Raw genomic sequence first — 18,698 nt, forward strand, 5'->3', positions numbered from 1 at the left:
CCGAAGTGTGAGGCATTCATGCTAGCGCATCTGGTGGTGGCCGTCATCTTTCCCGCGGGTTTTTATTGCCGCCAATAAATAAACGGGCGCTGAGTAACCTCACCGCCCGTTTTCCTGTGGCTGTGCCTATTCTTTCGGTTTAAAGCGCAGCAGGCGGTTAGCGTTACTCACCACGGTGATTGACGACAGCGCCATTGCCGCGCCGGCGACCACCGGGTTCAGCAGGGTACCGGTCAGCGGCCAGAGGATCCCAGCGGCAATCGGGATGCCTAACGAGTTATAAACAAATGCGCCCAGCAGGTTCTGTTTCATATTGCGTAACGTCGCCTTCGAAATCGCTAAAGCATCGGCCACGCCGTTAAGACTATGGCGCATCAGGGTGATCGCCGCGGTTTCAATCGCGACATCGCTGCCGCCGCCCATGGCGATACCGACATCCGCCTGCGCCAGTGCCGGGGCATCGTTAATACCGTCGCCGACCATCGCCACTTTGTGCCCCTGGCTCTGCAGACGTTTAATGGCATCGGCTTTACCGTCCGGCAGCACGCCGGCTATCACTTCATCAATGCCCGCTTCTTTGGCGATGGCATTGGCGGTGGTCGGGTTATCCCCGGTCAGCATGACCAGCCGGTAGCCCTGACGATGCAGGCGCGCCAGCGCGTCGATGCTATCTTCACGTAGCGGGTCGCGGATGGCGAACAGCGCGGCGGCCTGACCATCGATCGCCAGCAGTACCGGCGTGGCGCCGCGCGAGGCCTGTGTCGTCATCTCGCTTTCCAGCTCGGCGGTGGCGATATGCTGCTCGTTAAGCAGCGCCTGGTTGCCGAGCAGCAGTCGATGGCCTTCCGCTTCACCGCTGACGCCGAGCCCGCGCAGGGTACGGAAGCCGCTTACCTCCGGTAAAGTGCTGTCGGCGGCTTTATCAAGGATCGCCCGCGCCAGCGGATGGCTTGAACCCTGCTCGAGCGCGGCGGCAAGACGCACCGCGGTTGTTTCATCAACCCCTGCAAAGGTTTTCACGGCCACCACCTGCGGCTTGCCTTCGGTCAGGGTGCCGGTTTTATCAAACACCAGCGTATCGAGTTCGCTGGCGCGCTGCAGAGCATCGGCGTCACGCACCAGAACGCCATATTCTGCCGCCCGGCCGACGCCGGAAATAATCGACATCGGTGTTGCCAGGCCTAACGCGCATGGACAGGCGATAATCAGTACCGTGGTGGCAATGACCAGGGTATAGACGATTTGCGGCGCCGGGCCGAAGAAGTACCAGATAGCGGCGCTAATCAGCGCAATGGCTACCACTGCCGGAACAAATACCGCCGAGATTTTATCCGCCAGTTGGCCGATTTCCGGTTTGCTACTTTGCGCCTGGCGCACCATGCGAATAATCCGCGCCAGCGTGGTCTGGCTGCCGACGGCGCTGGCGGTAAACAGCACGCTGCCATCCTGCACCACGGTACCGGCATGAATGGCGTCGCCATCGCCTTTTTGCTGCGGCACCGGCTCGCCGGTGAGCATCGCTTCATCAAACCAGGCTTCGCCCTGGCTTATCACGCCGTCAACCGGAACGCGATCGCCAGTGGTCAGGCGCAGCGTCATACCCGCCTCAACTTCCGCGAGCGGCAGATCTTTCTCGCCTTCAGGCGTCACGACGCGTGCCGAAGGCGGCGTCAGGTCGAGCAGTTTTTCCAGCGCTTTCGAGGAGCGCTGGCGCGCGCGGGCTTCCAGCATATGGCCGAGGTTGATAAGACCAATGATCATTGCGCTGGCTTCGTAATACAGGTGGCGCGCTTCCATCGGAAACCACTGCGGCCATAGGTTGACGCTCATTGAATATAGCCAGGCGACACCAGTCCCCAGGGCGACCAGCGTATCCATGGTGGCGGTGCCGTTTTTCAGGCTTTTCCAGGCGCTGCGGTAGAAGTGACCGCCTGCGAAGACCATCACCGCGAGGGTGATAAGGCCGATGACCAGCCACAGCGATCGATTGTCGTCGCTGACCATCATGTTATCGCCGATCATGCCCCAGACCATAACCGGTACGCCGACCAGCAGGGCGACAATCGCCTGCCAGCGAAAACGTTTCATGGTGGCGATGGCGGTTTCCTGCTGTCGTTCGCGGCGTTCGAGATCGTCTTCGATAGCCTCCGCGCCGTAGCCGGCTTTTTCCACCGCCTGCACTAATTCGGCGGCGGACGCACTGCCCATTACCAGCGCCGTGCGTTCCGCCAGGTTTACCCGCGCCTGTGAGACTCCCGGCACCGCGGCAAGCGCGTTTTGTACCCGGGAAACGCAGCTGGCGCAGCTCATGCCGTTGATCAGCAGCTGTTGACTGTCATCCTCGTCATGGGCTGCCGGAAGCTCGGGAGTGGCCGCTGTCAGTGCTTCCGACGGGATTGATGATTCTGCCAGCGGTTTAGCCTTTGGGTGGCTCAGCTCCGCGCCGTATCCGGCTTGTTTGATGGTCTCAATCAGGGCTTCAGCGCTGGCGCTGCCCGTGACGTGGGCTTCGGTAACGGTAACATCAGCCTGTTCAACGTCGGGACGTTGTTCGAGGCTCTCTTTCACGCGTTTAACGCAGTGGCCGCAGGAGAGGCCATCAAGCGTCAGGTCGATAGTGTTAGACATAAATAACTCCTGAATAATTTCCGGTTAATGATTGACCGAACACACTCTTTCATCGAGTATTAAGAAGGTTAAACCTTCCAGCAAGGGGAAGGTCAAGGGGGAAAAATGAATATTAGCGATGTGGCGAAAAAAACCGGCTTAACCAGCAAAGCGATTCGTTTTTACGAAGAGAAAGGGCTGGTGACGGCGCCGCTGCGTAGCGATAACGGCTACCGTACCTATAGTCAGAAGCATCTGGATGAACTGACGCTGCTGCGCCAGGCGCGGCAGGTGGGATTTAATCTGGAAGAGTGCCGCGAGCTGGTGGCGTTATTCAACGATCCGTCGCGGCACAGCGCCGATGTGAAAAAAAGAACGCTGGAGAAAGTCGCGGATATTGAGAACCATATCCGCGAGTTGCAAAACATGCGCGCGCATCTGCTGGCGCTGGCGGACGCCTGCCCAGGCGATGACAGCGCGGATTGTCCAATAATGGATAACCTCTCCGGCTGCTGTCACCGCAAAGCGCAGGCTTAACGGACGGCGGCTCTTACCCGCAAGGTAATTCCTTCGATGGCGACCACTTCAACCTTGCTGCCCGCCGCGAGGTCCTCATCGGCAATCACCGGCCAGGAGCTATCGCCGACGCGGACGTGGCCACGACCGTTTTCCAGCGCGTTGTCGAGAGTGAAACGACGGCCAACCAGCTGCTGGCCGCGCTGGTTAAGCTGCGCGTCGGCGGGGCGCTGCTGCCTCATACGTTTACGCAGCCATTTTGACCACAGCCAGGCCGCCAGCAGGGTAAGAACGGCAAACAGCGTCCCTTGCCATTCCCAACTGAACGGAATAGCCCAGGTCAGCAGGCCGGTGACGACGCCAGCTACGCCGCTCCACAGCAGGTAGCCATTGCTTCCGAGCATCTCTGCCGCCAGCAATAGCCCGCCGAGAGTCAGCCAGAAAATATGCGGATGGGCGAGGATCAGGGCGATCATGATTTTTTCCGTTCGGCGCTGCTCTCTTTCAACAGTTCGCCGATCCCGGCTATCGAGCCCATCAGGCTGCTGGCATCCAGCGGCATCAGTACCACTTTGCTGTTGTTGGCGGCGCCAATCTGCTGCAGCGCGTCGGTATATTTCTGCGCCACGAAGTAGTTAATCGCCTGAATGTCCCCTGAGGCAATCGCCGATGACACCATCTGGGTGGCGCGGGCTTCCGCTTCGGCGGAACGTTCGCGGGCTTCCGCCTGCAGGAAGGCTGACTGACGTTCACCTTCGGCTTTGAGGATTTGCGACTGCTTTTCGCCTTCGGCTTTGAGAATTTCCGCCTGGCGCACCCCTTCAGCCTCCAGGATGTAGGCGCGTTTGGTTCGCTCGGCTTTCATCTGGGCGTTCATTGAGGAGATAAGTTCCGCAGGCGGACGAACGTCGCGGATTTCGACGCGGGTGATTTTTACCCCCCACGGATTGGTGGCGTCGTCGACGATATGCAGCAGGCGGGTGTTAATGCTATCGCGCTGGGAGAGCATTTCATCCAGCTCCATCGAGCCGAGCACGGTACGAATATTGGTCATCGTCAGATTGACGATTGCCAGCTCAAGATTGCTGACTTCATAGGCGGCTTTTGGCGCATCGATAACCTGAATGAAGCACACGGCGTCAATGGTGACGTTGGCGTTATCGCGGGAGATGACCTCCTGTGAAGGGATATCCAGCACCTGCTCCATCATGTTCACTTTACGGCCGATGCGGTCCATAAACGGCACCACTAAACTTAAGCCCGGCTGCAGCGTCTGCGTGTAGCGGCCAAAGCGTTCGACGGTCCATTGATATCCCTGCGGCACGATTTTTACTGCCGCCCCCACAATGACCAGTGCGACAAAAATAAGAACGGGGATAAAAATCAGCATCAAAAACCTCCTGTCTTGTTGCCTGATGGGCGCCGCAGCGAAATGGCGCATGTTTAAACAGAGTATAACTTTCTCCTTGTTCCGGTGAAAGAAAACTGGAGTAAACTGTCTGGGTTTGAGGAAATAAACTGGACATATAATGAAGGAAAATAACGCGATTTTACGTCTCGAGGGTGTTGGTTTTAAAACCGACGACGCGGTCATCCTGAATAATATCGATCTCCGGATTGCGGCCGGGGAATTTAAGTTGATTACCGGGCCATCCGGATGCGGCAAAAGTACGCTGCTGAAAATTATCGCCTCGCTGCTGAGCCCGACCAGCGGAGAGATTTTTTTCAATGACAAAAATATCACTACGCTGACGCCAGAAAACTATCGCCAGCAGGTCTCTTACTGCGCGCAAACCCCGGCGCTATTCGGCGATTCGGTCTATGACAACCTGGTCTTCCCATGGCAGATCCGCAACAAACAGCCGGATCCTAAAGCGCTGATTGCCGACCTCGAACGATTCGGGCTGGCGGATAACACGTTGGAGAAATCCATTAATGAGCTTTCCGGCGGTGAAAAGCAGCGGGTCTCGCTCATTCGTAATTTGCAGTTTCTACCGCAGGTTTTGCTGCTTGATGAAATTACCAGCGCGCTGGATGAAAGTAATAAGCGCAACGTTAACGAGATTATTCATCGCTACGCGACGGAAAAAGGGATGGCCATTCTGTGGGTCACTCACGACCAGAACGAAATTGCCCATGCTGATGAAGTCATTACGCTACAGCCTGCCGGCGGGAAAATGCAGGAGGTGAAAAATGAACGGGCATAATATTACTAACGAATCACTGGCGCTCTCGATGGTGCTGGTGCTGGTAGCGATCGTCGTCAGCTATCGAGAAAAGCTAGCGCTGGAAAAAGATATCATCTGGAGTATTTGCCGGGCGATAGTGCAATTAATTATCGTCGGCTACGTGCTGAAATATATCTTTAACGTCAACCATGAGGTGTTGACGCTATTGATGGTGCTGTTTATCTGCTTCAACGCGGCGTGGAATGCGAAGAAGCGCAGTAAATATATCGACAAAGCTTTTGTTTCATCGTTTATCGCTATTACCACCGGCGCTGGACTAACGTTGGCGGTACTGGTCTTCTCGGGGTCGATCGCCTTTGTGCCGATGCAGGTTATTCCGATTGCCGGCATGGTGGCCGGTAACGCTATGGTGGCGGTAGGACTGTGCTACAACAATATGGGCCAGCGTTTTAACAGCGAGCAGCAGCAGATTCAGGAGAAGCTAAGCCTCGGCGCGACGCCGAAGATGGCCTCCGCGCGGCTGATTCGCGACAGCATACGCGCTTCGTTGATTCCCACGGTAGATTCGGCGAAAACGGTCGGGCTGGTGAGTTTACCGGGCATGATGTCGGGACTGATTTTCGCCGGGATTGATCCGGTGAAGGCGATTAAGTATCAGATTATGGTCACGTTTATGTTGCTATCGACCGCCAGCCTGTCGACGATTATTGCCGGTTATCTGACCTACCGGAAGTTCTTCAATGCCCGCCATCAATTGGTGGTGACGCAGTTGAAAAAGCGCCCGTAAGTATTCCCGGGTTACGGCTTACGCCTTACCCGGGCTACCACGGCGTAATCTGTAGCCCGGATAAGCGTAGCGCTATCCGGGTCAGCGCCTCTGATTAATACAGCAGTGAATACAGCTGGCGGCGGTACTTCGCCGCCAGGGCGTCGCCGGTGCCGAGCGCCGCGAGGATCTCTTGCAGCATTTTGCGCACCTGGCCATCGCCGGCGCCTAAATCTTTTTGCAGATGCGTGAAGAGCAGCGCCAGCGCTTCTTCGTTGCGCCCGACCTGGTGCAGCTGCAACGCCAACTGAGACGCCAGCGCCGCGTCGTCCGGGTTCTGCTCGACCTGCTGCTGAAGTTGCTGGATTTCCGGGGTATCAGCGGCCTGCTTAAGCAGGTCAATCTGCGCCACCAGCCCCTGATAACGGGTGTCTTGATCCTGCAGCGGCACGGTTTTCAGCACACCTTCGGCCTCATCGGAACGCTGCAGGGCAATTAGCGTTTCCGCCAGCAGCAGGCCAATCTGGCTATCCTGGTTAGACAACTGCCAGGCCTCTTTCAGCAGCGGCAGCGCGTCGGCGTATTTTTCTTCCTGCATCAGCGCCAGCGCTTCCTGCGCTTTCAATTCTTCTTCGCGCGGCAGCACTTTATCCAGCAGGGCGCGGATAGCCTCTTCCGGCTGCGGGCCTTCAAAACCATCTACCGGCTGGCCGTTCTGGAACAGATACACCGTTGGGATCGCGCGCAGACCAAACTGCGAGGCCAGCATCTGCTCCGCGTCGCAATCTACTTTCGCCAGCGTAAACTGACCGTGATATTGGGCGGCCAGGCGCTCAAGCACCAGCGTCAGCTGTTCGCAGTGCTGGCTGCGGGCGGACCAGAAGTAAAACAGCACCGGCGCATTCATGGATTGCTGCAGCGTCTGCTGCAGATTAGCTTCGGTAATATTGACAATATTCTGTTCGGACATGAGCGTATCTCGTTGGTCGATTTCTGTTTTAGATGGGGGCGACATTCAGCGCTTCAACTCAGCCCTGGATAATTTTGTCCATCGCACGGGCCGGTAGCAGGCGTTTTAACCAGCCTACTGCGTGGGTGACCAGCGTCACCGGATAGCGCAGTTTCGGTTTGTCGCTGACGAAGGCATGACGCACTTTTTCCACCACCGCCTCCGGGCCGAGCGTAAAGCGCGCGGCAATACCGGGATTTTCTACCGTCTTGTCGCCGGTCTGGTTAACATTGTTGGTAAAGCGGGTGCGGATTGGCCCAGGCTCAATCAGGCTGACTTTTATGCCGCTGTGGCGGAGTTCCATACGCAGCGCATCGGACCACGCCTCCAGCGCGTATTTACTGGCGGCATAGGCGCCGCGACCGGGGCTGGAAATCAGGCCCATCACCGAAGAGGTCATCACGATGCGGCCTTCGCCGTGCGGCTGCATGGCGGGCAGCAATAGCATGGTGAGCTGATGGGCGCCAAAAAAGTTGGCGGAAAACTGCTGTTCCATCTGCTGACGGCTGATGGTGGTGAGCGGGCCATAGACGCCGTAGCCTGCATTATTGAACAGGCCATACAGGCGGTTATCGGTCAGCGCGATGACTTCGGCGGCGGCATTTTCGACGCTTTGCGGGTCATCAAGATCCAACAAAATACCGGTCAGACCCAGTTCCTGCATACGAGCGACATCCTCCCCCTTACGGCAGGCGGCCAGTACGCGGAAGCCCTGGCGCTTTAAATCAAGGGCGCTTTCGAGGCCAATTCCGCTGGAACATCCTGTAACTAAAACCGATTTTTGCATAACTTTACCTGTGAATGACTCCCGGCGTTCAGGAGTCATGATTAACTAAGGGAGCCAACCGGGTTGCCATCCAGTCGGCAATAAACGGTTGCGCATCGCGATTAGGATGAATGCCGTCGTCCTGCATCCATTGTGGCTTGAGATAAACCTCCTCCATAAAAAAGGGCAGTAGAGGAATATCGAACTCTTTGGCCAGTTGCGGATAAATCGCGCTAAAGGCTTCATTATAACGGCGCCCATAGTTAGCGGGCAGGCGTATTTGCATCAGCAGCGGCTGGGCCTTCGCCGCTTTGATATCCTGAATAACGGTGCGTAGCGTCTGCTCCGTTTGCTGCGGCGGGAAACCGCGCAGCCCGTCGTTGCCGCCCAGTTCCACCAGCACCCAGCGCGGTTGGTGCTGCTTCAGTAGCGCCGGCAGGCGCGCCAGGCCCTGCTGCGATGTATCGCCGCTGATACTGGCATTGACCACCGTCGTTTTGGCCTGCCACTTATCATTGAGCAGAGCAGGCCAGGCAGTATTCGCCGCCATCCGATAGCCGGCGCTCAGGCTATCGCCAAGCACTAACAGCGTATCCGCCGCCATTGCGCGGCAGGTAAACAGAACCATAAACAGGAAAGGCAAATGCCAGCGGAAAACATACTTGAAGTTCATCATCTTAAGAAATCCGTCGGTCAGGGAGAGCATCAGTTGTCCATCCTTACCGGAGTTGAGCTGGTTGTCAAACCGGCGCAAACCATCGCCCTGATTGGCGAGTCCGGTTCCGGGAAATCCACGCTGCTGGCGATTCTCGCCGGGCTTGACGACGGCAGCAGCGGGGAAGTGTCTCTTCTGGGGCAGCCGCTGCATCAAATGGATGAAGAGGCGCGCGCGAGGCTACGCGCAAAGCACGTAGGCTTTGTCTTTCAATCGTTTATGTTGATTCCGACGCTAAACGCCCTTGAGAACGTCGAGCTGCCGGCATTGCTGCGCGGCGCCAGCGATAGCCAGAGCCGTGGCGATGCGCGCGCGCTGCTTGAACAACTGGGGCTTGGCAAACGGCTGCACCATTTGCCGGCGCAGCTTTCCGGCGGCGAGCAGCAGCGAGTGGCGCTGGCCCGCGCCTTTAACGGCCGTCCGGCGCTGCTGTTTGCCGATGAGCCGACCGGCAATCTCGACCGTCACACCGGCGATAAAATCGCCGATCTGCTGTTCTCGCTCAACCGCGAACACGGTACCACGCTGATTCTGGTGACCCACGATCCGCTACTGGCGGCGCGCTGCGATCGTCGCTTACGCCTGGTGGATGGCAAGCTGCAGGAGGAAGCATGATAGCCCGCTGGTTCTGGCGCGAATGGCGCTCGCCTTCGCTGCTCATCGTCTGGTTGGCATTAAGCATGGCGGTGGCCTGCGTGCTGGCGCTGGGCTCAATCAGCGACCGTATGGAAAAAGGGCTTAGCCAGCAAAGCCGCGAATTCATGGCCGGGGATCGCACCCTGCGCAGTTCACGCGAAGTGCCTGCCGAGTGGCTCGCCCAGGCGCGTACGCTAGGGTTAACCGTCGGCGAACAGCTGAACTTCGCCACCATGACTTTCGCTGTAGATACCCCGCAGCTGTCGGACGTGAAGGCGGTTGATGATACTTATCCGCTGTACGGCACGCTGGAGACCGCACCGGCGGGATTAAAACCGCAGCGCGGCAGCGTCCTGCTGGCCCCAAGGCTGATGGCGCTGCTGAATCTAAAAACCGGCGATAACATTGATGTTGGCGACGCTACCTTGCGCATCGCTGGCGAGGTCATTCAGGAGCCTGACGCCGGCTTCAACCCCTTCCAGATGGCGCCGCGGTTGCTGATGAATATCGCCGACGTGGCGAAAACCGGCGCAGTACAGCCCGGCAGCCGCGTCTCCTGGCGCTATAAGTTCGCCGGTAGCGCGCAGCAACTGGCGGCTTACGAGCGGTGGCTGCTGCCGAAACTTGGCGCGGAACATCGCTGGATTGGTCTGGAGCAGGATGATAGCGCGCTGGGGAAATCTCTGGAACGCTCGCAGCAATTTTTGCTGCTGTCCGCGTTATTAACGTTGCTGCTGGCGGTCGCTGCGGTAGCGGTCGCGATGGGGCATTACTGCCGCAGCCGCTATGATTTGGTCGCCATCCTTAAGACGCTGGGCGCCGGGCGGGCGCAGCTACGTAAACTTATCGTCGGTCAGTGGCTGATGTTGCTGGCGCTGGCGGTGGCGGCGGGGGGCGCGATGGGGCTGCTGCTGGAAAAAGCCCTGCTGTTGATGCTTAAACCGGTGCTGCCCGCCGCGCTGCCGCCGGCCAGCGGCTGGCCGTGGCTATGGGCTATCGGCGCGATGGTGGTAATTTCGCTGCTGGTTGGTTGGCGGCCCTATCGGCTGCTGCTGGCGACCCTGCCGCTACGGGTATTACGGCAAGATGTGGTGGCTAACGTCTGGCCGCTGAAACACTATATTCCCGTGGTCTGCGCGGTTGTCGTGGGCGGACTAGCCTGGCTGATGGGCGGTAGTCCGCTGCTATGGTCGGTGTTGGTCGGGGCGCTGGTGCTGGCGCTGCTGTGCGGGCTGGTAGGCTGGGCCTTGCTGTGGTTGCTCAAGCGCTTAACGCTGAAAGCGTTACCGCTACGCCTGGCGGTGAACCGCCTGTTGCGCCAGCCGTGGTCAACGCTGAGCCAACTGGCGGCGTTTTCACTGTCGTTTATGCTGCTGGCTCTGCTGTTGGTGTTACGCGGCGATTTGCTCGAACGCTGGCAGCAGCAGCTGCCGCCGGAAAGCCCGAACTACTTCCTGATTAATATCGCACCCGAACAGGTAGTGCCGGTGAAGACATTCCTTGCCGAACACCAGACCCGGGCGGCGGAGTTTTACCCCATCGTGCGCGCGCGGCTGACGCAGATTAACGGTCAAACCACCGAGGGCAATAAAGACGAAGCGCTAAACCGCGAGCTTAATCTCACCTGGAGCGAGCAGCGCCCGGATCATAATCCGCTGGTGGCCGGCAGTTGGCCGCCGAAGGCGGGCGAGGTGTCGATTGAAGAGGGGCTGGCGCAGCGGTTGGGCGTCAGGATCGGTGATAGCGTCACCTTTACCGGCGACACTCAGCAATTTAACGCTAAGGTGACCAGCGTGCGCAAAGTTGACTGGGAGAGCCTGCGGCCAAACTTCTTCTTTATTTTCCCGCCAGGGGCGCTGGATGGGCAGCCGCAAAGCTGGCTCACCAGCTTCCGCTGGGATAATGGCAACGCGATGCTGACCCAGCTTAATCGCGAATTCCCCACCGTTAGCCTGCTGGATATCGGCGCCATCCTGCGCCAGGTAGGCCAGGTGTTGACGCAGGTAAGTCGCGCGCTGGAGGTCATGGTGGTGCTGGTCACCGCCTGCGGCGTGCTATTGCTGCTGGCCCAGGTGCAGGTCGGGATGCGTCAGCGGCATCAGGAGCTGGTCGTCTGGCGGACGCTGGGGGCCGGTAAAACCTTGCTACGTACCACGCTGTGGGCGGAGTTCGCTCTGCTTGGCGTGGTGTCGGGGCTGGTGGCGGCCATTGGCGCCGAGGTGGCGCTGGCGATGCTGCAAACCAAAGTGTTTGATTTTCCATGGACGCCGGACTGGCGGCTGTGGGTTATGCTGCCATTATCCGGCGCTATATTATTATCGTTGTGCGGCGGATGGTTGGGATTACGCTTATTAAAAGGAAAAGCGTTATTCCGACAATTTAACCAGTAAATAGATTTCATTTTTATGAAGCGCCGCGCAATTTCGCGGCGCTTTTATTTTAACGGCACAAAATGATAATTCCTTGATTTTTAAGCGCACAAAACATTAAAAACCCAACAACACGTCGTGCTAATTCGCAGTTAATATTCAACTGGCAAATATAAGGTTGCTTATTACTCAAGGAAAAAGCATGGTACATAAAATAAAAGCGCTGGCGATCTCGATCGGCGCAGCATTAGCGTTAACTTCTTTTGCATCCCAGGCTGAGATTACGCTGCTGAAACAAGATCCGCAGGCGGGCGATCCGTTAAGCCGCCTTAACTTTACCGTCGGCGGCAGTATTCGTCCGCAGTTCAACATGATGACCGGCGATGGCGATAAAGGTTCCTACAAGCGTAACGGTTTCGATGGCGGCACCCGTTTCCGTTTTGCGGCTGATTACTATCTGTTTGATGATATTAGCTGGATCAGCTACTACGAACTGGGCGTCAATATTCCGGCGCTGTTCGATTGGGACAATCACTACGCGGAAGGGGCGAACAATACCTCCCGTCGTATGCTCTATACCGGTCTGAAGAGTGATACCTGGGGTACCTTAACCTACGGTCAGCAGAACAGTATTTACTATGATGTCGTCGGCGTGAAAACCGATATCTGGGACTACGATATGATTGGTCAGGCCCCGGGTAACGGTATCAATGGCGACTACGATGGTTCTTATCGTTCACGCAATATGTTGAAATATAAGAAAACCGTGGGCGATGTCGATCTGTACGGATCCTATTTGTTTGAAGATAGCGAATATCTGCCGGGTAATGGCCTACGCTACAAGCGTAAAGGCGGCGGTTCTATCGGTGCGGATTACCACATCATGAAGGACCTGACCTGGGGTACCGCGTGGAACTACACCCGCGCCGAAATGCGCGACCCGTCAAGCTCCGATAGCAAAACCTATGACCAGAATATTGTTGGTACCGCGCTGAGCTGGACCCCGGATAACTGGACTTTCTCCTTCGGCGGCGGCTGGTATCAGAACTTCCTGACTACCAAGAAAACCGATGTTCATAACTACTTCGCCGGCGATGCCTGGGGTATTGAATACTTTGCCGGCTATAAATTCCCGATCAATCAATACGCTGTTAAATCTATTCAGCCGTACTTTATGGGCGACCGCCTGGAGTATGTGAATGGCCGCAACTATCAGCGTATTGATAACGGTTTGGGTATTAGCTTCCAGCTGGATTACGGTTTCCGTGTTGATTACGAGCACGTGTTTACCTCCAGCACCGATGATCTGGGCGATATGAACCTGGTGCGTCTGCGCTACGACTTCTGACGATGAGTTGCCGCAAGCTGGGAATTTCCCCGGCTTGCGCTACGTTAAGCGGGGGTAGCCCGGGTAAGGCGCTAGCCGCTACCCGGGAAGCCGTCTGGTTGGGGGAACTACTTCGCCAGCCAGGCGGCGACCTCTTGCCAGTTGCCGCGAAAAATGATTTTTCCGGCTTTTTTCCCCAACTGATAGCGATACATCGGGTCGTAGTATTCATTCAACAGCGGTACCAGCCAGGCGAAGTGCGCCTCGGTACTGGCGGAACGCTGCTGCTGCAACAGCGCCGCGTCGAGCAGTTCGGTTAACTGGGCAAAGCGCTGTAGCCCCAGCCGACGCCGGATGGCAAACAGCCCATGATGCAGATACTCGCTATATTCCTGCCAGCCTTTCTCTTCGCCATAGGCGGTAATAAAGTCGCGATGCATACGATCGAAGTACTCTTCGCGCAACCGTTCGAGACGAACGTCAAAGGGATCCTCCACCACCGCCAGCGGCGATTGCGCCATGCGGATGCGCAAGCACTCCGGCAGGTGGTTCGCGCCGATCATATGGCCTTCATCTTCCAGCACCCAACGTGTTTGTTGTTCCGCCTTTTTAAGCAGGGAGACCGCAAGATGGTTTTCGAACGTCGCCTGTGGGTATTGCTGCAGCAGCGTTCGGCCAAATGACGAGCCGCGGTGGTGGGCGTGGCCTTCGAGATCGATACCGTCCGGGCGCGAGCAAACCAGTTGGGTTTTGCCATTGCCGGTGCAGCCGCCAATCAGCACGATGGGGCGCTGTACCAGCTCCTCGGTAGCCTGTATTGCCGCCTGGCGTAGCGCTTTGTAGCCGCCGACAATCAGCGGATAATCGACGCCCGCTTCCCGCAGCCACTTCTGCACGATATGCGAGCGCTGGCCGCCGCGGGCGCAGCACAGATAACCCTGTGGATAGCGGGCGCAGGCTGTCAGCCACGCCTTCAGGCGGCTGGCGCGCAGGTCGCCATCGACCAGCTTATGGCCGAGGGATAATGCCGCTTCCGGCCCCTGGCGCTTGTAACAGGTACCGACGGCGGCGCGTTCTTCGTCGTTCATCAGCGGCAGGTTAATCGCCGCGGGCATCGCGCTTTGCTGGAATTCCACCGGCGCGCGAACGTCGATAAGCGGCGTATCCGCGCAGAGGATGGCGCGATAGTGTGTCCCATTTTCCATGGGTCGTCCTTTTGAGTTAAAACCAGATGTGCTTACTGCGAGGTGGGGATTCTACGCGCCGAAGGGCGTGCCGGGGAAGGGGATAGATCAAATCCCCGGCACGAATGGCTTAATTAAGCTGCGACTGCGCCCAGAAAACGCCGCTGGCGTATTCAACCGGCAGGAGTGGTTTTAGCGCTTCCAGCGTGGCGCTCAGGCGATCGGTATCGCTGTCGGTTAGATTCAGGTGCCCGACTTTACGCCCCGGACGGACTTCTTTGTCGTACCAGTGCAGATGCACCAGCGGCAGCTTCAGCCAGTCGTAGTTCAGATCGCTGCCGATCAGGTTGATCATCACCGACGGGCTATTGACCACCGGCGGCGGCAGCGGTAAATCGGTAATGGCGCGCAGATGCAGTTCAAACTGGCTAATGGAAGCGCCGTTTTGCGTCCAGTGGCCGCTGTTGTGCACGCGCGGCGCCAGTTCGTTGATCAGTAGTCCCTCGGCGGTGACGAAGCACTCCATGGCCATCACGCCCACGTAGTCGAGCTCGTTCATGATCGCCGTCAGCATGCTTTCGGCCTGCGCCTGTTGGCGCGCATTCGCCTGCGGGAAGGCGACGCTGGCGCGCAGAATGCCATCCTGGTGCAGGTTGCGGGTCAGCGGATAAAACACCGTACTGCCGTCGCGCCCGCGGGCGCCGACCAGCGACACTTCGCCGGAGAAGTTAATTCCCTGCTCGACGATGCACTCGCCGTAGTTATCATCCGGCAGTTGTGCGGTTTCGTCAGCGCGCAGGCGCCACTGCCCGCGGCCATCGTAGCCGCCGACGCGGCGCTTGACGATAGCCAGTTCGCCCAGGCGGGCAAACACGGCAGGCCACTCGCTTTTATCCGCCAGTAGCTGCCACGGCGCGGTGGCGAGGCCAAGTTTGTCGAACAACTGTTTCTGGGTCAGGCGGTCGGCGATGATCGGAAAAACGTCGCGGTTGACGAAAGCCGGATGGCGCGCCAGTTCGCGGGTCAGGGCGGTTTCCGGCCAGCGTTCGATTTCAGCGGTGATGACGCTTTGCTGGAATGGCACCGCTTCCGGGTCGGCTTCGAGACCGACCGGCCAGACGGCGATGCCCAGCGGTTCACCGGCCTGACGCAGCATGCGGCCTAACTGTCCGTTACCGAGGACGCAAACCTGTTTCATACCGCACCTCGCGGGTCCGGGTTATCCAGCACTTCATCGGTCTGCGCCTGACGCCAGGCGCTCAGGCGCTGGTGCAGTTCGGCATCATGCTGGGCGAGAATTTGCGCGGCGAGCAGGGCGGCGTTAGCGGCGCCGGCTTTACCGATGGCCAGCGTGCCGACCGGGATGCCGCGCGGCATTTGAACAATAGAGTAGAGGCTGTCAACGCCGCTTAACGCTGCGCTCTGAACCGGCACGCCGAGCACCGGCACCAGAGTTTTCGCTGCAATCATGCCCGGCAAATGCGCCGCGCCGCCCGCACCGGCGATGATCACCTGATAACCGTTGTTTTCCGCGCCTTCGGCGAAGCTAAACAGTTTATCGGGCGTACGGTGGGCGGAGACCACTTCAACATGGTGCGGAACGTTCAGGGTATCAAGGATTTCTGCGGCGAACTGCATGGTAGCCCAGTCGCTTTTGGACCCCATCACGATGGCGATACGCGCCGGATTATTGCGGGAAGACATGCGTCTGAAAACTCCTGTGGGTGTGCTTCACACTGCTTTAGAGGCCACAGAGAATAGCACGATATCCCGGCAAGGAAAACGGTTGCGTCTGCGGAAATACAGGGAAATCGTTGGCGAAATTAAAACGGGAAATAGATGAGTTCGACGCCGTCGGCGCTGACTTTAACCATTGACCCTTCGCTGTGCCACGCGCCGAGGACCACGCGCCACGCGGGCTGCCCGTTGGCCAGCAGTTCATGGACGGCCGGGCGATGGGTATGGCCGTGAATCAGCCACTGCACCTGATGCCGCTCCATCGCGTCAATTACCGCCTGCGGATTCACATCCATAATTTCCATCGCTTTGCTGCTGTTGGCGGCTTGGCTATCGGCGCGCATTTTGGCGGCGATGCGGCGGCGGATAAACAGCGGCAGGGCGAGAAACAGACGTTGGATCCACGGGGTGTGGACTTTAGCGCGAAACGCCAGGTAACCGGGGTCATCGGTACATAAGGTGTCGCCATGCATAATCAACACTTCACGGCCATAGAGGTCCAGCCGCTCTTCTTCGGCGAGCAGGATCATGCCGCTCTGGCGGGCGAAGCGCTGGCCGACGAGAAAATCGCGGTTGCCGTGGATGAAGTAGCAGGGAACGCCGGCGTCGACGACGGCTTTGATTGCCGAAGCGATTTGCTGATGCAGCGGGTTCGGATCGTCATCGCCGATCCAGGCCTCGAACAGGTCGCCGAGAATATACAGCGCTTCCGCTTCGCGGGCGCTGCCGGCTAAAAAGCGCAGAAAACCGGCGGTGATCGCCGGTTCTTCTGTTTGCAGATGCAGGTCTGCAATAAAAAGTGTCGCCACGAATTATTCGCTGACGGTGACGCTTTTGATCACAACATCTTCTTTCGGCACATCCTGGTGCATGCCGCTGCGGCCGGTGGCAACCGCTTTGATTTTGTCGACCACGTCCATACCTTCAACCACTTCGGCAAAGACGCAGTAGCCCCAACCCTGCAGGCTTTCGCCAGAGAAGTTCAGGAAGTCGTTGTCGACCACGTTGATGAAGAACTGCGCGGTGGCGGAGTGCGGGGCCTGAGTACGGGCCATCGCCAGCGTACCACGGGTGTTTTTCAGACCGTTGTTGGCTTCGTTCTGAATCGGAGATTTGGTCGCTTTCTGATTCATGCCCGGTTCAAAACCGCCGCCCTGAATCATGAAGCCGTTGATAACACGGTGGAAAATGGTGTTGTCGTAGAAACCTTCGCGGCAGTAGTCCAGGAAGTTTTTAACTGTTTCCGGCGCTTTGTCGTCAAACGTTTTGATTACGATATCGCCATGATTGGTGTGGAAAGTAACCATTTTTGCATCCTGTTCCGATGATTGTAGTGCTGAACCCAAGGTTGGGTATGACATAGGTGGCTGTTATAGCATAACCGCGGGGGTCGATGCACCTTGCAATGTGTGCTGCTTCCGGTTTGAATTAGGGTTAGAATAAGCGACTTATATCCACACACGTCTACACGGAATCTTCGATGTTAAAAATTTTTAATACACTGACGCGCCAAAAAGAAGAATTTAAACCTATTCATGCCGGGGAAGTTGGCATGTACGTGTGTGGAATTACCGTTTACGATCTCTGTCATATCGGCCATGGCCGCACCTTCGTCTCCTTCGACGTTGTCGCTCGCTACCTGCGCTTCCTTGGTTACAAGCTGAAGTACGTGCGCAACATTACCGATATCGACGATAAAATCATTAAGCGCGCTAATGAAAACGGCGAAAGCTTTGTCGCGCTGGTCGATCGCATGATCGCTGAAATGCACAAAGATTTTGATGCCCTCAACATTCTGCGCCCGGACAACGAGCCGCGCGCCACCCACCATATCGCCGAAATTATCGAAATCACCGAGCAGCTGATCGCCCGTGGTCACGCTTATGTGGCGGATAACGGCGACGTGATGTTCGACGTACCAACCGACCCTAACTACGGTCTGTTGTCGCGCCAGGATCTCGACCAGCTGCAGGCGGGCGCTCGCGTCGACGTGGTTGACGTCAAGCGTAACCCAATGGACTTCGTCTTGTGGAAGATGTCGAAAGAGGGCGAGCCGAGCTGGCCGTCTCCGTGGGGCGAAGGGCGTCCGGGCTGGCACATTGAGTGCTCGGCGATGAACTGCAAACAGCTGGGTAATCACTTTGATATTCACGGCGGCGGTTCGGATCTGATGTTCCCGCATCACGAAAACGAAATCGCGCAATCGACCTGCGCCCACGACGGCGAATACGTCAACTACTGGATGCACTCCGGAATGGTGATGGTCGATCGCGAGAAAATGTCGAAATCGTTGGGTAACTTCTTCACCGTCCGCGATGTGCTGAAGTACTACGATGCCGAAACCATCCGCTACTTCCTGATGTCCGGCCACTATCGCAGCCAGTTGAACTACAGCGAAGAGAACCTCAAGCAGGCGCGTTCGGCGCTGGAGCGTCTGTACACCGCGCTGCGCGGGACCGACAAATCTGCACAGCCTGCGGGCGGCGAAGCTTTCGAAGCACGCTTTATCGAAGCAATGGATGACGACTTCAACACCCCGGAAGCCTATTCGGTACTGTTCGATATGGCGCGTGAAGTAAACCGTCTGAAAACGGAAGACGCGGCTGCCGCGAACGCGCTGGCGGCCCATATGCGTAAGCTCTCATCGGTGCTGGGTCTGCTTGAACAGGAACCGGACGCTTTCCTGCAGAGCGGCGCGCAGGCCGATGATGGCGAAGTGGCGGAAATCGAAGGGCTTATCCAACAGCGTCTGGATGCGCGTAAAGCGAAAGACTGGGCGGCGGCGGATGCGGCGCGCGACCGTCTTAACGAGATGGGTATCGTGCTGGAGGATGGTCCGCAGGGTACCACCTGGCGTCGTAAGTAAGCGCCATTGCT

The 18,698-nt window shown here is 57.7% G+C and carries 18 protein-coding genes; 7 read left to right on the forward strand and 11 right to left on the reverse strand.

What is annotated here, in order from left to right; all coding sequences use genetic code 11:
* Positions 1 to 126: 126 nt before the first annotated feature.
* Positions 127 to 2,628, reverse strand: coding sequence for a copper-exporting P-type ATPase CopA (gene copA, locus ACSEMK_RS00985; RefSeq protein WP_411325643.1), 2,502 nt, complete (start codon positions 2,626 to 2,628; stop codon positions 127 to 129).
* Between the two features lie 105 nt (positions 2,629 to 2,733).
* Here copA and cueR point away from each other — a divergent pair, with 105 nt between their 5' ends.
* A complete protein-coding gene (cueR, locus tag ACSEMK_RS00990) occupies positions 2,734 to 3,144 on the forward strand; it encodes a Cu(I)-responsive transcriptional regulator (protein WP_087860348.1) in 411 nt (136 codons plus the stop codon).
* Here the strand turns inward: cueR and ACSEMK_RS00995 are convergent.
* Together ACSEMK_RS00995 and ACSEMK_RS01000 are read right to left on the reverse strand one after the other, a co-directional pair.
* Positions 3,141 to 3,599 carry an NfeD family protein gene (locus ACSEMK_RS00995; RefSeq protein ID WP_213317124.1) on the reverse strand — a complete coding sequence of 153 codons (459 nt, stop codon included), beginning with the start codon at positions 3,597 to 3,599 and terminating at the stop codon, positions 3,141 to 3,143. The two genes, cueR and ACSEMK_RS00995, sit on opposite strands and share 4 nt — an antisense overlap.
* The gene (locus tag ACSEMK_RS01000; protein WP_020079443.1) at positions 3,596 to 4,513 is read right to left on the reverse strand and encodes an SPFH domain-containing protein; all 918 of its coding nucleotides are present in this window, start codon (positions 4,511 to 4,513) and stop codon (positions 3,596 to 3,598) included. Before ACSEMK_RS01000 ends, ACSEMK_RS00995 begins: the two co-directional genes overlap by 4 nt.
* Before the next feature lie 139 nt (positions 4,514 to 4,652).
* On the opposite strand from ACSEMK_RS01000, the gene fetA reads away from it, so the two are divergent.
* Together fetA and fetB are read left to right on the forward strand one after the other, a co-directional pair.
* Entirely contained in the window at positions 4,653 to 5,330 is a 678-nt protein-coding gene (fetA, locus tag ACSEMK_RS01005) for an iron efflux ABC transporter ATP-binding subunit FetA (RefSeq protein WP_113373767.1), read from the forward strand.
* On the forward strand, positions 5,317 to 6,099 hold the full coding sequence (fetB, locus tag ACSEMK_RS01010; RefSeq protein WP_113373768.1) for an iron efflux ABC transporter permease subunit FetB: 783 nt from the start codon (positions 5,317 to 5,319) through the stop codon (positions 6,097 to 6,099). Before fetA ends, fetB begins: the two co-directional genes overlap by 14 nt.
* 94 nt (positions 6,100 to 6,193) lie before the next feature.
* Here fetB and ACSEMK_RS01015 read toward each other — a convergent pair whose 3' ends face one another.
* Genes ACSEMK_RS01015 through tesA form a run of 3 tightly spaced genes read right to left on the reverse strand, consistent with a single transcriptional unit; the run spans position 6,194 to position 8,529 of the window.
* Entirely contained in the window at positions 6,194 to 7,048 is an 855-nt protein-coding gene (locus ACSEMK_RS01015) for a thioredoxin family protein (RefSeq protein ID WP_113373769.1), read from the reverse strand.
* Between the two features lie 58 nt (positions 7,049 to 7,106).
* Positions 7,107 to 7,913 carry an SDR family oxidoreductase gene (locus ACSEMK_RS01020; protein WP_162750175.1) on the reverse strand — a complete coding sequence of 269 codons (807 nt, stop codon included), beginning with the start codon at positions 7,911 to 7,913 and terminating at the stop codon, positions 7,107 to 7,109.
* A complete protein-coding gene (gene tesA / locus ACSEMK_RS01025) occupies positions 7,903 to 8,529 on the reverse strand; it encodes a multifunctional acyl-CoA thioesterase I/protease I/lysophospholipase L1 (RefSeq protein ID WP_015704624.1) in 627 nt (208 codons plus the stop codon). Before tesA ends, ACSEMK_RS01020 begins: the two co-directional genes overlap by 11 nt.
* On the opposite strand from tesA, the gene ybbA reads away from it, so the two are divergent.
* The 3 genes from ybbA (at position 8,497) to ACSEMK_RS01040 (ending at position 12,921) form a co-directional block, all read left to right on the forward strand.
* On the forward strand, positions 8,497 to 9,183 hold the full coding sequence (gene ybbA / locus ACSEMK_RS01030; protein ID WP_015367886.1) for a putative ABC transporter ATP-binding protein YbbA: 687 nt from the start codon (positions 8,497 to 8,499) through the stop codon (positions 9,181 to 9,183). The two genes, tesA and ybbA, sit on opposite strands and share 33 nt — an antisense overlap.
* Positions 9,180 to 11,594 carry a putative ABC transporter permease subunit YbbP gene (gene ybbP / locus ACSEMK_RS01035; protein ID WP_435336278.1) on the forward strand — a complete coding sequence of 805 codons (2,415 nt, stop codon included), beginning with the start codon at positions 9,180 to 9,182 and terminating at the stop codon, positions 11,592 to 11,594. Before ybbA ends, ybbP begins: the two co-directional genes overlap by 4 nt.
* A 181-nt stretch (positions 11,595 to 11,775) precedes the next feature.
* Complete coding sequence (locus ACSEMK_RS01040) at positions 11,776 to 12,921, forward strand: porin (protein ID WP_435336279.1); 1,146 nt, start codon at positions 11,776 to 11,778, stop codon at positions 12,919 to 12,921.
* A 107-nt stretch (positions 12,922 to 13,028) separates the two neighbouring features.
* Here ACSEMK_RS01040 and mnmH read toward each other — a convergent pair whose 3' ends face one another.
* The 5 genes from mnmH to ppiB all read right to left on the reverse strand — a co-directional run bounded on the left by mnmH (position 13,029) and on the right by ppiB (position 17,128).
* Positions 13,029 to 14,105: a tRNA 2-selenouridine(34) synthase MnmH gene (mnmH, locus tag ACSEMK_RS01045; protein ID WP_430914430.1), complete on the reverse strand. Its 1,077-nt coding sequence runs from the start codon at positions 14,103 to 14,105 to the stop codon at positions 13,029 to 13,031.
* Positions 14,106 to 14,214: 109 nt separating this feature from the next.
* The gene (purK, locus tag ACSEMK_RS01050) at positions 14,215 to 15,282 is read right to left on the reverse strand and encodes a 5-(carboxyamino)imidazole ribonucleotide synthase (RefSeq protein ID WP_087860340.1); all 1,068 of its coding nucleotides are present in this window, start codon (positions 15,280 to 15,282) and stop codon (positions 14,215 to 14,217) included.
* The gene (gene purE / locus ACSEMK_RS01055; protein WP_430914429.1) at positions 15,279 to 15,788 is read right to left on the reverse strand and encodes a 5-(carboxyamino)imidazole ribonucleotide mutase; all 510 of its coding nucleotides are present in this window, start codon (positions 15,786 to 15,788) and stop codon (positions 15,279 to 15,281) included. The genes purK and purE overlap by 4 nt, the downstream gene beginning before the upstream one ends.
* 119 nt (positions 15,789 to 15,907) lie before the next feature.
* The gene (gene lpxH, locus ACSEMK_RS01060; protein ID WP_430914428.1) at positions 15,908 to 16,630 is read right to left on the reverse strand and encodes a UDP-2,3-diacylglucosamine diphosphatase; all 723 of its coding nucleotides are present in this window, start codon (positions 16,628 to 16,630) and stop codon (positions 15,908 to 15,910) included.
* Between the two features lie 3 nt (positions 16,631 to 16,633).
* A complete protein-coding gene (gene ppiB, locus ACSEMK_RS01065; protein ID WP_015367878.1) occupies positions 16,634 to 17,128 on the reverse strand; it encodes a peptidylprolyl isomerase B in 495 nt (164 codons plus the stop codon).
* Positions 17,129 to 17,301: 173 nt separating this feature from the next.
* On the opposite strand from ppiB, the gene cysS reads away from it, so the two are divergent.
* On the forward strand, positions 17,302 to 18,687 hold the full coding sequence (gene cysS / locus ACSEMK_RS01070) for a cysteine--tRNA ligase (RefSeq protein WP_045393462.1): 1,386 nt from the start codon (positions 17,302 to 17,304) through the stop codon (positions 18,685 to 18,687).
* Positions 18,688 to 18,698: the final 11 nt, after the last annotated feature.

The sequence above is a fragment of the Klebsiella sp. K-3 genome (genome assembly GCF_051207495.1).
Lineage (GTDB): Bacteria > Pseudomonadota > Gammaproteobacteria > Enterobacterales > Enterobacteriaceae > Klebsiella > Klebsiella aerogenes.